Source organism: Ulvibacterium sp. (assembly GCF_028285715.1).
Classification (GTDB): Bacteria; Bacteroidota; Bacteroidia; order Flavobacteriales; family Flavobacteriaceae; genus Ulvibacterium.
The window spans coordinates 58,374-70,904 of record NZ_JANQOO010000018.1 but is presented as its reverse complement, the minus strand read 5'-3'; the positions used below and the strand labels follow the sequence as shown (position 1 = coordinate 70,904).

Annotated in this window: 11 protein-coding genes; 6 read left to right on the top strand and 5 right to left on the bottom strand. The window is 43.5% G+C overall.

Annotated elements, in window-relative coordinates; translation table 11 throughout:
* Positions 1 to 28 precede the first annotated feature (28 nt).
* The 5 genes from Q0993_RS11230 to Q0993_RS11210 all read right to left on the bottom strand — a co-directional run bounded on the left by Q0993_RS11230 (position 29) and on the right by Q0993_RS11210 (position 6,538).
* Positions 29 to 2,299: an aconitate hydratase gene (locus Q0993_RS11230; RefSeq protein ID WP_299533004.1), complete on the bottom strand. Its 2,271-nt coding sequence runs from the start codon at positions 2,297 to 2,299 to the stop codon at positions 29 to 31.
* Positions 2,300 to 2,474: 175 nt separating this feature from the next.
* Positions 2,475 to 3,230 (bottom strand): class I SAM-dependent methyltransferase, encoded by a 756-nt coding sequence (locus tag Q0993_RS11225; protein ID WP_299533002.1) that lies wholly within the window; start codon positions 3,228 to 3,230, stop codon positions 2,475 to 2,477.
* 22 nt (positions 3,231 to 3,252) lie between these two features.
* Positions 3,253 to 4,206 carry a MoxR family ATPase gene (locus tag Q0993_RS11220; protein ID WP_299533000.1) on the bottom strand — a complete coding sequence of 318 codons (954 nt, stop codon included), beginning with the start codon at positions 4,204 to 4,206 and terminating at the stop codon, positions 3,253 to 3,255.
* Between the two features lie 9 nt (positions 4,207 to 4,215).
* Complete coding sequence (locus Q0993_RS11215) at positions 4,216 to 5,667, bottom strand: peptidylprolyl isomerase (RefSeq protein ID WP_299532999.1); 1,452 nt, start codon at positions 5,665 to 5,667, stop codon at positions 4,216 to 4,218.
* Positions 5,651 to 6,538, bottom strand: a complete 888-nt coding sequence (locus Q0993_RS11210; RefSeq protein WP_299532997.1) for a peptidyl-prolyl cis-trans isomerase — start codon at positions 6,536 to 6,538, stop codon at positions 5,651 to 5,653. Before Q0993_RS11210 ends, Q0993_RS11215 begins: the two co-directional genes overlap by 17 nt.
* A 123-nt stretch (positions 6,539 to 6,661) precedes the next feature.
* Here Q0993_RS11210 and Q0993_RS11205 point away from each other — a divergent pair, with 123 nt between their 5' ends.
* The 6 genes from Q0993_RS11205 (at position 6,662) to Q0993_RS11180 (ending at position 12,461) form a co-directional block, all read left to right on the top strand.
* Entirely contained in the window at positions 6,662 to 7,117 is a 456-nt protein-coding gene (locus Q0993_RS11205) for an SRPBCC family protein (RefSeq protein ID WP_299532995.1), read from the top strand.
* A gap of 17 nt (positions 7,118 to 7,134) precedes the next feature.
* On the top strand, positions 7,135 to 7,401 hold the full coding sequence (locus tag Q0993_RS11200; RefSeq protein WP_299532993.1) for a hypothetical protein: 267 nt from the start codon (positions 7,135 to 7,137) through the stop codon (positions 7,399 to 7,401).
* A 61-nt stretch (positions 7,402 to 7,462) separates the two neighbouring features.
* Complete coding sequence (locus Q0993_RS11195; protein ID WP_299532991.1) at positions 7,463 to 8,596, top strand: serine hydrolase; 1,134 nt, start codon at positions 7,463 to 7,465, stop codon at positions 8,594 to 8,596.
* Between the two features lie 5 nt (positions 8,597 to 8,601).
* Positions 8,602 to 9,114 (top strand): SRPBCC domain-containing protein, encoded by a 513-nt coding sequence (locus Q0993_RS11190; protein WP_299532989.1) that lies wholly within the window; start codon positions 8,602 to 8,604, stop codon positions 9,112 to 9,114.
* Positions 9,115 to 9,384: 270 nt separating this feature from the next.
* The gene (locus Q0993_RS11185) at positions 9,385 to 10,803 is read left to right on the top strand and encodes an ATP-binding protein (protein WP_299532987.1); all 1,419 of its coding nucleotides are present in this window, start codon (positions 9,385 to 9,387) and stop codon (positions 10,801 to 10,803) included.
* Positions 10,800 to 12,461, top strand: a complete 1,662-nt coding sequence (locus tag Q0993_RS11180) for an FAD-dependent oxidoreductase (RefSeq protein WP_299532985.1) — start codon at positions 10,800 to 10,802, stop codon at positions 12,459 to 12,461. Before Q0993_RS11185 ends, Q0993_RS11180 begins: the two co-directional genes overlap by 4 nt.
* Positions 12,462 to 12,531: the final 70 nt, after the last annotated feature.

The following is a 12,531-nucleotide window of genomic DNA, read 5'->3' as shown; positions in this document are numbered from 1 at the left end:
GGGAGTTTTGTATTCACATTAGTTTAATTCAGGCATTTTCCCGCTTGATCACATTTAAAGCGGAGCCCTCCTTAAACCATCCTATCTGAGCATCATTATAGGAATGATTCGCCATTATGTTCTCTTTGCTTCCATCCGCATGAACTACCTCAATGGTAAGTGGTTTATCCGGCGCAAAATCGGCGATATCCACAAAATTGAAGGTATCATCTTCTTGAATACGATCATAATCGCTCTCATTGGCAAAAGTCAACGCAAGCATGCCCTGCTTCTTAAGGTTCGTTTCATGGATACGAGCAAAGGATTTCACCAATACCGCAGCGACTCCCAAATGTCTGGGCTGCATGGCCGCATGTTCCCGGGAAGAACCCTCACCATAGTTGTGATCTCCCACCACGATAGTTTTGATTCCCTGTGCCTTATAGGCCCTTTGGGTATCCGGAACGCCGCCATACTCGCCTTCCAACTGATTTTTTACAAAGTTGGTCTTCTTGTTATACGCATTTACCGCTCCGATCAAGGTATTATTGGCAATATTATCCAAATGCCCCCTATAGCGTAACCAAGGTCCCGCCATGGAAATGTGATCCGTGGTACATTTTCCAAAGGCCTTGATCAACAACTTCATACCCTGCAATTGCTCAGGCTTTATGGGCTCAAAGGGAGCCAATAATTGTAACCTCTCCGAAGTGGGACTAACTTTTACCTGAACATCAGATCCATCTTCCTTGGGAGCTATATACCCAGCATCCTCTACGGCAAAACCCTCAGGGGGAAGCTCATACCCCCTCGGTTCATCCAACATAACCTCTTCCCCTTCTTCATTGATCAGTGTGTCTGTAACGGGATTAAAATCCAATCTTCCGGCGATGGCGATGGCGGTCACCAATTCCGGGGAGCCTACAAAGGCCAATGTATTTGGATTTCCGTCTGCACGTTTCGCAAAATTCCGGTTAAAGGAATGTACAATGGTATTTCGAGGCCCATTGGCCGCCTTATCCCCATACCGATCCCACATTCCTATACATGGACCACAGGCATTGGCAAAAACCGTGGCGCCAATATTATTAAAGGTATCGATAAATCCATCGCGTTCTATGGTATACCGTACCTGTTCGGAACCTGGTGTAATCGTAAATTCGGATTTCATTTTTAAATCCTTATTGGCTACCTGTTTGGCCAGAGATGCGGCCCTAGAGATATCCTCGTATGACGAGTTGGTACATGAACCGATCAATCCCACCTCAACATTCAGCGGCCAATCGTTTTCCTTGGCAGCCTCGCTCATTTTCGAAATGGGCGTAGCCAAATCCGGAGTAAAGGGACCGTTAAGATGCGGCTCCAATTCCGAAAGGTTTATTTCAATGACCTGGTCAAAAAACTGTTCGGGATTTGCATAAACTTCAGGATCAGCGGTCAAATGCTCCTTTACTTCCAAAGCCGCATCGGCCACATCGGTCCGATCCGTTGCCCTTAGATATCGGTCCATGGAGTCGTCATATCCGAAGGTGGAGGTGGTAGCCCCTACCTCTGCACCCATATTACATATGGTACCCTTTCCGGTACAGGACATGGACGTTGCTCCTTCCCCAAAATATTCCACAATAGCTCCGGTACCCCCTTTTACGGTAAGAATATCCGCCACCTTAAGAATGACGTCTTTGGGTGCTGTCCATCCGGATAGTTTTCCGGTCAACTTGACCCCAATAAGTTTAGGAAACTTCAATTCCCATGCCATGCCGGCCATTACATCAACCGCATCGGCACCTCCAACACCAATGGCCACCATACCCAATCCTCCGGCATTTACCGTATGGGAATCCGTCCCAATCATCATTCCTCCGGGAAAGGCATAGTTTTCCAGAACTACTTGATGTATAATCCCGGCACCCGGCTTCCAAAAACCGATTCCATATTTATTGGATACGGATTCCAAAAAATCGAATACTTCATTACTGGTCTGGTTTGCCCTTTTCAAATCTGCCTCAGCGCCCACCTTGGCTTGAATTAAGTGATCACAATGCACCGTAGTGGGAACCGCTACCTTGGGCTTTCCTGCATGCATAAACTGCAATAACGCCATCTGGGCCGTAGCATCTTGACATGCTACCCTATCCGGAGCAAAATCCACATAATCCTTACCCCTGACAAAAGCTTTGGTCGCTTTGCCATCCCATAAGTGGGAATACAATATTTTTTCCGAAAGCGTAAGCGGTTTATCAACGATTTTTCGTGCAGCTTCTACCTTTTCAGCGATGTTGGCATACACCGTTTTTATCATGTCAATATCAAATGCCATTCTATTCTTGGTTTTAATTGTTGTAATTCAGTAAAATTAAGAAAATCCAAGGGGCAAAAGAAATTTTTTGAACGCCTAAGGCAACTATTTTAAGGGAATTATCAAAAATTTACAAGTTTGCTTATTATTTGGTTCGTCTACCCAAAAAAGCATAAGAAAAACAAGGGAATGGCAGTTATTTTTCAACTCGTAAGGCCCTGATAAAAATCGGAAAGTTTACATTCCTTTGCTCGGTCTCATCCCAAACCGATCTTACGCTGTCCATGAAAGCATTCACTGGATTTTTGCCATCATTGCGATCCCTATAATTTTGAACACTGGACCAGGTATTGAGATATCCTTCCAAATGTTCAAAATCCCATGTAACGGTTATAGCAAAGTCAGTAGCAATAGTAATGGGTTTAAAGTCCAAATCAATGGTCTTATATGACGCATCGATATGCTTTCTTTCCTTATCCCAATAGGGACCTATGACTTCCTTATAGAAATAATCCATGAGTCTATCAACGGCGGGGGAAATGCGCAGTAGTCCATAACCCCATACGGCAAGGACACAACCGTTTTTGGCCACTCTCCTTACTTCTTTATGGAATGCTGCCATATCAAACCAATGAATAGCCTGGGCAACGGTTATCAGATCAAATTGATTATCTGCAAAGCTTGTATTTTCGGACCTTTCGACCTTAAAAATAACATTATCCCTGTTTCCGGCATTTTGCAATTGTTTTTGGCTGATGTCCGTAGCAAAAACCGTTCGGAAATACGGGGAAAGTTCCGAGGCAACCTGTCCACTACCGGTGCCGCAATCCCAGCATGTGTCTCGGTTTTGTACCCATTTCAATATTTCGCTGTATAGGGCGTGGGGATATGTCGGGCGGAATTTTTTGTATGCTTCGGATTGTTTTGAAAATTTGTCCTTTGGCCTTTTCATCCTGAAAGGTTGGAAAATATCCTTAAAGAAGCTTTGTTATTATATCCTCTTCGGAAATGCCTTCGGCCTCTGCCTTGTAATTCTTTATAATCCGATGCCTGAGAATTCCCATGGCCACGGCGCGGACATCCTCTATATCCGGAGAAAACTTACCCTTCACCGCAGCATTGGCCTTGGCAGCCAAAATTAGGTTTTGTGAGGCCCTTGGACCGGCCCCCCAATCAATGTATTGCTGTACAAAATCCGAGGCCGAGGACAGCACCGGCCGAGTACTGTTGACCAAATTAACCGCATACCCCACAACATTATCCGGCACCGGAATCCTGCGAATCAGATGCTGTGTCTCCAATATCTCCTGGGCATTAAAGAGTGCCCTTACCTTTGGAAATTCGTCATTGGTGGTAGTCTTTACCACGCGCACCTCTTCTTCAATGGATGGGTATTTAAGTTCTATGGCGAACATAAAACGATCCAATTGCGCTTCGGGCAAAGGATAGGTACCTTCCTGTTCTATTGGGTTTTGTGTGGCCAGAACAAAGTAGGGCAATTCCAGTTTATACTGTTGCCCAGCTATGGTAACGGCACGCTCTTGCATGGCTTCCAAAAGGGCAGCCTGTGTCTTGGGTGGTGTACGGTTTATCTCGTCCGCCAAAATGATATTGGCGAACACCGGCCCCTTAATAAACTTAAAATTTCGGTTTTGATCCAAAATCTCACTTCCCAGAATATCACTGGGCATAAGATCTGGTGTGAATTGGATACGCTTAAAATCCAGCCCCAAAGTTTGGGCTATGGTATTTACCATTAAGGTCTTGGCCAATCCGGGAACACCTATTAACAATGAATGGCCTCCGGTATAAATGGACAATAAAATCTGGTCTATGACCTTTTCTTGACCAACAATGATCTTGGCGATTTCCTTTTTTAGGGCACTATGTTTTTCTACAAGTTGATTGATTGCCGTAACGTCTGACATTCGTTTAGTTTAGTTCTTTACCCAGTTGTTGGCAAAATTGCAATCCCTATTGTTGTCGTTTACGCTAATGTAAGTGTCCTGAATGTGTTTGTCCATCCATTTTTTTATGGCCTTATACTGCTTCTCGGTAAGTGCCAACTGTTGGATCTTTGTATAATCCCTGGCAAAATCCGCTACATGTTCATCATATCGGTTGGTAACCTTTAAAATCTTATACTTAGGACCGCCTCCACGTGGGTCTTCTTCAAAAAGCGGGAAGGAAATTTCATTGTCCTTTAAATTTCGAACCTGATTGTACAGGGTAGGATCCATTTTGGTCAATTCAAATTTTGAATCAAAATTGGTAGGATTCCGCAGCAGCCCACCGTCAAATTTGGTTTCTTTTTCATCGGAAAAATTCAATGCGGCTTCGGCGAAAGTAAATTTTCCATCAAGAACGTTCTGCCTTATACTATCCAGCTCGGCCTTGGCCTCATCCAAAGCATCTTGTGAAATTTCCGGTTGGATAAGAATGTGGCGAAGGTCCAATTCCTGGCCCCTAATTTTCTCGATATAAATGATATGGAAACCGAACATGGTTTCAAAGGGATCAGAAACTTCGCCCTGGCGCAGACTAAAAGCAACATCCTTGAATGTCTTGTCAAATCCGGATTTCTTGGTAATACCTGTGTACAGTCCACCTTTTGCCTTGGAACCGGGATCTTGGGAATAGAGAATGGCCTTTACACTAAAGCTGGCATCATTATCCTCAACATCTGCCTTTATGGTGTTGAGTTTGTCTACAACCTTCTGCTTCTCCACATCAGTGGGCTTTGGCTGCTTTACAATCTGCGAAATCTCAAGTTCGGCTCCAAATACAGGACGTTCATCCTTAGGAATCTTATTAAAAAACTGCCGAACTTCTTCCGGGGTAATCTCAATTTCGGAAATAATATCGCGCTGCATTTTTTCGGATAGCATACGGAGCTTGTTGATTTTGCTAATTTCCTCCCGCAAACTGGCCTCATTGTCCTTTCTGTAAAATCTTAGCAGCTTGGCCATGGAACCGGTTCTTGAGACCAATTCCTGAATTTGTGCCTCGGTAGTGGCGGCAACCTCATCGTCGGATACCAGAAGACTATCCTGCACGGCTTGATGCGCATAAAGGCGGTCTTCCATAAGTTTGCCCAAAAGGCCACAGCGGGTGATATCCTCCGTGGATGCACCTTGACTTTTTAAGTCTATCAGCGTTTTGTCGATATCCGAATCCAAGATTACGTAGTCCCCTACCACGGCTGCAATACCGTCCAATTTTATTCTTTTAGAATTCTCTGAAGAGTCTTTTTTGATTTCGGCCTCAGCCTGCATAGCCGATGCCGTAGACTCTTTTTGGGAATCGGATGTACCGGTGTTTTGGGCCGATATCATTTCCAGCGCAAATATAAATGCCCCAAGAACCAGGAACTTAGTTATCTTGTGCATAAACCTCGAATTCATTTTCTTTAATGGCTTCATCTAATATTTCTGTTTCTAATTTCCGTATATAATCCAGTTTCCGCCTACTAAGGAGTACTTGCTTGATGGTTGGCTCTATAAAGGATAAAGGTGCTATTTCATTGACCTGACGAACATCATTTATCCTAGCCAAATATACCCCTACTGAATCCTCCAATTCAAAAAATTGTGATTTTTTTAAGTATCTATCCTGATTTTCAGGGGTCAAGGGGGGAATTTCCTCGATGACCCTGGCGGCTCTTATCCAAATGGAATCGTTGAAGTTTAACTTTCGAAATTGCACCCCGATGGAATCCAAATAGGCCATATCCTCTTCATTAAAGCTCTTTAATCGTTTTATGACTTCCCCTTTGTTTAGAAATTCGGTAGGCAGTTCAATAAAACGAAGTTGTACAAGCTTCTCCTTCAACTTAAAGTTTTCCTTTTCGCGTTCATAAAAACTTTTCAGTTGGGATGAGCTGACCAAGGAATCGCTTCCTTGACCTATCAACGCTTCCTTATAGGCCCTGGTATATAAGTCTGTGCGATAATCGGCAACCAAAGCATCGAACTCCGCCAATTTTTCTTCCTGCAAATTAATTTTTGCCTTGTCCAACAATAGTTGCTTGGAAGCCCAATTATTGATATAATTGGTTACAAAGGAAGCACTGTCCTCAACGGAGATTCCCTTTCTCAACAAGGGCAGGATATCCTCCTTGTACAAGTAACGTTCTCCTACTCTTGCCAGTGGTTCTTTCTCCTCGTTTTCCTTTAGATAAGAACCGCAGGACAATGCCAGGAGCACTACAAAGAAGCAAAGGAACACTTTTGTCCTTGCATTGCTTAAAAGAATACACATCCAGCAAAAATAAAAATTAAAGTGTGCTTAACAAGTTACAAACCTTGGATTAACACATTTTTAGTCGAGACCCCTTCATTATTTTAGTACATTAGCGAGGCAAAAGAAACAACCATACTGACCATGAAATACACTACTGAAATCACCATTGATATCCCCTTGGATGAATTTGTTCGGAAATTGGACAATCCTGATAATATGAAGCATTGGCAACGGGGCCTTGTGAGCTATGCACATCTCTCAGAGACACCGGGTGAGGAAGGAGCCCAAACGGAACTACGCTATAAAATGGGGAAGCGGGACATGGTGCTCATCGAAACGATTATTAGAAGCAACTTTCCGAACGAATTTCATGCCACATATGATACCAAGGGAGTTCATAATATTCAGAAAAATTATTTTAAGGATTTGGAAGGGCATGGCACCCAATGGATATCCGAATCGGAATTCCAGTTTTCCAGTTTCATGATGAAACTGATGGGTTTCCTTATGCCCGGTGCCTTTAAAAAACAATCCCAAAAATATGCCGAAGATTTTAAGGCTTTTGCGGAAAAAGGTATCTCCGTAGCGGAGTCATAGTTCTTTAGAATGGAAAAATGAGCAGAAGAATTAAACTTATTTGGGACTTTAGGGGGCCAGTGGCCGATAAGACGGCGGAACATCATGAAAAACATTTGGAGCAATATAGTGTCCTGGAAGGGTTGGGAGAAACCTTTACCGGCTTTCAACATCTTAATGAAGTCAATAGTATAGCCTATATAGTGGTCCCGGAATCGAAAATGATCAAGGTAAGGGACGCCTTAAAACCCCATCGCGGGGAGATTTATGAAGAGGATTCCCAAAAAACCTCAAAAGAGGGATAGTTACCCAAGTAGGAAAAACTGCTTTTTTATAATCAAGATAGCCAACAAACCAAAAATCAGCATGAGAATACTCATTTTTTTACTTGCCATGTGCGGTGTTTTGACCGCTTGTTCCAATGCCCAAGTTTTGGAAAATCCATTGAAAAAAGTGCTTTCCTCCAAAAATCCCAACATAAAAAGGGTTATGGATAGCGTGGATCAATATGAAGTACAGATACGCTATACCCAAATAGACAGGGGTAAGGATAGCGTCCTTTTTACGGATTATGATTTTCAGGTGGATAGGGAAGATTATTTCTATCCGGCAAGCACGGTAAAATTTCCTATAGCCGTCTTGGCCCTGGAAAAACTGAATGAAATAGATACACTGAACCGGAACACCCGTTTTTATGTGGAAGGCGATTCCGTTGAGACCACTTTTGCGAAAGCCGTTTCTGAAATTTTTGCGGTAAGTGACAATCATGCCAATAATCGTTTGGTGGAGTTTTTAGGTCAGGATGCGATTAATGGTCGGTTGAGAAATAAGGGTATTGATCCCGTACGGATTTCCCACCGCTTGGGCTACCACTCCGACGATGTCACGACCAAGCCCTTGGTAATCTATCTCAACGATAGTACTACCGCTACTTTGGAGGGAAGCGTAAATACGGCCCCAAGGCCCTTACAATTGAATAAAATAAGGAAAGGAACCGGCTTCTATGAAGAAGATTCCTTAATGGAGGGACCTTTTGACTTTAGCCTTAAGAACTACTATCCCATAGATGCCCAGCATGGGGTTTTGAAAAGGGTCATTTTTCCGGAGAAGTTTTCCGAAAAAGAAAAATTCCAACTCACCGAGTCGCAACGGGAATATCTACTAGGTACAATGCATACCCTGCCTAAGGCGGTAGGTTACGACCCTATAACGTATTATGATGGCTATTGTAAATTCTTTTTGTACGGTGATACCAAGGAGGACATTCCCGATCATATCAAAATCTATAATAAGGTAGGTTTTGCTTATGGCACGCTTACGGACTGCGCCTATATTGTGGACACCAAAAATGATGTAGAGTTTATGCTTTCGGCTACAATCCTGGTCAATAAGGATGATATCTTTAACGATAACCAATACGAATATGATGCTATTGGTATTCCCTTTTTGGCGGAATTAGGGAGGCTACTCTATGATTATGAGCTGAAACGCGATAAATAAACACAATGGAAAAGCTAAGTTTTGATTCCTTCACTAAGAAAATCTACATAAAAACTACGCCACAAAAACTCTATTGGTGCTGGGCGACTTCGGAAGGCATCTGTTCCTGGTTCCTTAGGGAAGCCGAATATATCTCACCGGAAGGTCAACCGCGTAAGGCCGAAGCTTCTATGCAAACCGGTGATGATTATATTTGGGGATGGCACAATTGGGACGCACTGGAAAAGGGAAAGGTAATGCAGGCCAATGGCTCGGATTTCCTAGAGATTTCCTTTACGGACAGCAAGGTATCCGTACACATAGAAAATCAAGGCAAGGTTTGTCTACTTACCTTAAGGCAATATGATATTCCAACGGATGAGCAGAGCAGGTTGAATATCCATTATGGTTGTAGCAATGGCTGGACCTTTTGGCTGGCCAACTTAAAGGCCTATCTGGAACATGGCATTCTACTTAATGAAACGGAAAGGGATCTTCGCGACATTCCTTTGGCCGGGTTTGAGTTTGTAAACCTATAGAGGCTACTAAAAATCTATGGACAAAACCATATTTTAAAGAATATGGCACTACTTGCAGTAGGATTGGGTTAGTCCAAAATTCAGAATTGCATCTTAACGATTTTGACTCACAAAGTTTTGTATATCAGTATTTTACAATCAATAATGGATAGTGTAAAAATCAATTTGGCGACCAAGGACCGGCAAAGTGTAAATTGCCTGTAACAAAACCCCAATTTTCTAATAAGTTCGCTATCTTTCCTGTATGGAAAAGAAAGGATTTTTTTGGTTATGAAAAACAACAAAATAATTGAGGGACTCCAAAAATTCCCCCTTTTACAAAGTATCCCGGAAAAACAACTCCAATGGCTCGGTGAACATTTGGAAATCGCTGAAGTTCCAAAAGGAGGGTACCTCTTTGAAAGGGGAAGCCCAATTGATCATCTGTTGCTTATTTTCGAAGGTGATTTTGAGCTTTACCTACTGCAGAACAACAATCGCAAGGCATTTGGTAGGCTCCAAAAGTACGATATCTCAGGACTTTTGCCCTTTTCACGCGCCAAGGAGGCCTCAGGTTTTGCCGTTGCAATAAAGCCCGGGAAGGTAGGCAGGCTGCATCGAAATCACCTTAAGGAACTGATACAGGGACACTACGAATTGACCGAGGTTTTGGTACATGAAATGAACAACCGAATCCGGAACATCACTCAAATTGAAGTTCAAAATGAAAAGTTGATCGCCTTGGGAAAACTGTCTGCAGGTCTGGCCCACGAATTAAATAACCCGGCCTCCGCCATGGTCCGTAGCGCGGCTCTTTTGCAACAACATTTGATGGGGTTACCTGCCGATTTCAAGCAGGTCATCAAGATAAAAACGGAAGATGAAGCCATTGATGAGGTCAATCGCTTCATGTACCAGAAATTGGAGGAGAAACCTACTGAACTTACTTTATTGGAAAAAAACACCCTGGAGGATGACTTATACGATTGGTTCTCCGATTGTAGCTTGGACGATAAGTATGATTTGGTGCCCTTACTTGTTGAATATCAATTCAATACTGAGGATCTGCAATTTGTGAAGTCCCTGCTTCGGGAGGAAGATTTTAATCCGGTCCTGAAGTGGATCGTACAGAACATGACCACACACAAGACCGTAACCGATATTAAGGAGGCCTCCTCAAGGATCGAGACATTGGTGCAGTCCGTGAAGACCTACTCCTATATGGATCAAAGTCTTGATTTTCAATTATTGGACCTTCATCAAGGGCTTCAAAGTACCTTGAACGTACTTAACCATAAGATTGGCAAGGTAGGTCATGAGGTGATTACAAAGTTTGACCAAAACCTTCCAAAAATAAAAGGACTGCCTGGGGAATTAAACCAGGTCTGGACCAATTTGATCGATAATGCCATTGATGCGCTACCCGACAAGGACGGGAAATTGACCATTTGGACCAAAGGCCGGGGAAATTTTGCCAATGTTTATATTCAGGACAATGGACATGGTATCCCAGAAGAATATGCCAACCGCATCTTTGAGCCTTTTTTTACCACCAAGGAAGTGGGAAAAGGTACGGGATTGGGATTGGATGTAACGCAAAAAATTATAAAACAACACAATGGACAGGTGAAGGTTACTTCAAAACCGGGGGAGACTATTTTTGAGGTCTGTTTGCCCATTGGCCAGAATTCAGAAGAGGAGAATACATGAAAAAACCGATTATACTTGCTGTTGATGACGATGCACAGGTGTTGTCCGCCATCCGTAGCGACCTGCGATCGCGTTATCGAAACGATTACCGAATAATGGCCACTACCTCTGCCAAAGAGGCATTGGAAGCAATTACATCCTTAAAGAACAAGGGCGAGGAAGTGGCACTTTTACTATCGGATCAAAGGATGCCGGAAATGTTGGGGGTAGATTTTTTGGAGCAAGCCCTGGCTTCCTTTCCCCAGGCCAAACGGGTTTTGCTTACGGCCTATTCGGATACGGATGCAGCCATCAAGGCTATCAACGACGTACAGTTGGATTATTATCTGTTGAAACCCTGGAACCCGCCTGAAGAGAAATTGTTCCCCGTTATAGATGATGTGCTCCAAGATTGGTTGGCACATTATTCCCCACCATTTTCAGGATTGCGCATCGTAGGCTATCAGTTTTCGCCCAATACCCACTACATCAAGGATTTTTTGGCAGGAAACATGTTCCCGTATCAATTTCTCAACATAGAAAACGAAGATGTGGCCCAAGAATTGGCACAAAGCAACCATTTAGAGGACAAGGACTTTCCTACGGTATTCTTTGAGGACGGGAGCCTTTTAAAAAATCCGGCACTTACCGCTATCGCAGAAAAATTGGGGCTTAATGTCAAAGCCCGGGAAGATTTGTACGATGTGGTGATTATTGGAGCGGGACCGGCAGGTTTGGCGGCTGCGGTATATGGTGGAAGCGAAGGGTTAAAAACCCTACTTATCGATAGAAAGGCCCCAGGGGGCCAAGCGGGCACTAGCTCACGTATTGAGAACTATTTAGGTTTTCCTAAAGGGTTGAGCGGTTCCGATTTGGCAAGACGGGCCATTACACAGGCCACACGTTTCGGTATCGAGTTTTTATCTCCCGTAGAAGTCAAGGCCATCAACATACAAGATTCCTATAAGACTTTGACACTTTCCAATGATAGTGAGGTGAAAAGTAAGACAGTGGTCATCGCTACAGGAGTGGATTACCGTAAACTTGCCAACAAAGGAATGGAGCAATTGACCGGGGCAGGAGTGTATTATGGTGCGGCGACCACTGAGGCACATACCTGTAAAAATGGCAACGTATATGTCGTGGGAGGCGGAAATAGTGCCGGACAAGGGGCCATGTACCTTTCAAAATATGCCAAGAAGGTCCATATTGTTATCCGTAGGGATTCCTTGGTGTCTACCATGAGTTCCTATTTGATCGATCAAATTAACAATACGGCGAATATTGAGGTTGTCACCCATTCAGAAATTGTGGAGGCCCAAGGAAACTCCCATTTGGAAGCAGTGGTAGTTCGAAACAACCAAACCAATACGGAACAAGAGCTAGAGGCACGTGCCATTTTTATCTTTATTGGGGCCAAACCGTATACGGAGTGGACTGGAAACCTATTCCTAAAGGACAAAAAAGGTTTTTTGGTCACCGGAAGGGAAGTTTTGGATCACCAAAATGGGACCTTGACTTGGAGGAAAAACCAGGAACCCTATCTTTTGGAGACCAGTGTGCCCGGTGTTTTTGCCGCTGGTGATGTTCGCAGTGGTGCCATGAATCGCGTAGCGTCGGCCGTGGGAGAAGGGTCCATGTCCATCAGCTTGGTGCACAAGTATTTGAATGAAAATTAGCGTTCATTTCTTTCTTTACCCAAAGTGTTTATGGGAAAGAATCGACTTTTAACGGCAAGCATTGTAGGGC

Bases quoted from the DNA above. Each gene is read 5' to 3' on its own strand.
- Q0993_RS11200 (WP_299532993.1), top strand. From the start codon at position 7,135: ATGAGCAGAAGAATTAAACTTATTTGGGACTTTAGGGGGCCAGTGGCC.
- Q0993_RS11205 (WP_299532995.1), top strand. From the start codon at position 6,662: ATGAAATACACTACTGAAATCACCATTGATATCCCCTTGGATGAATTT.
- Q0993_RS11210 (WP_299532997.1), bottom strand. From the start codon at position 6,538: ATGTGTATTCTTTTAAGCAATGCAAGGACAAAAGTGTTCCTTTGCTTC.
- Q0993_RS11195 (WP_299532991.1), top strand. From the start codon at position 7,463: ATGAGAATACTCATTTTTTTACTTGCCATGTGCGGTGTTTTGACCGCT.
- Q0993_RS11190 (WP_299532989.1), top strand. From the start codon at position 8,602: ATGGAAAAGCTAAGTTTTGATTCCTTCACTAAGAAAATCTACATAAAA.
- Q0993_RS11220 (WP_299533000.1), bottom strand. From the start codon at position 4,206: ATGTCAGACGTTACGGCAATCAATCAACTTGTAGAAAAACATAGTGCC.
- Q0993_RS11225 (WP_299533002.1), bottom strand. From the start codon at position 3,230: ATGAAAAGGCCAAAGGACAAATTTTCAAAACAATCCGAAGCATACAAA.
- Q0993_RS11185 (WP_299532987.1), top strand. From the start codon at position 9,385: ATGAAAAACAACAAAATAATTGAGGGACTCCAAAAATTCCCCCTTTTA.
- Q0993_RS11215 (WP_299532999.1), bottom strand. From the start codon at position 5,667: ATGCACAAGATAACTAAGTTCCTGGTTCTTGGGGCATTTATATTTGCG.
- Q0993_RS11180 (WP_299532985.1), top strand. From the start codon at position 10,800: ATGAAAAAACCGATTATACTTGCTGTTGATGACGATGCACAGGTGTTG.
- Q0993_RS11230 (WP_299533004.1), bottom strand. From the start codon at position 2,299: ATGGCATTTGATATTGACATGATAAAAACGGTGTATGCCAACATCGCT.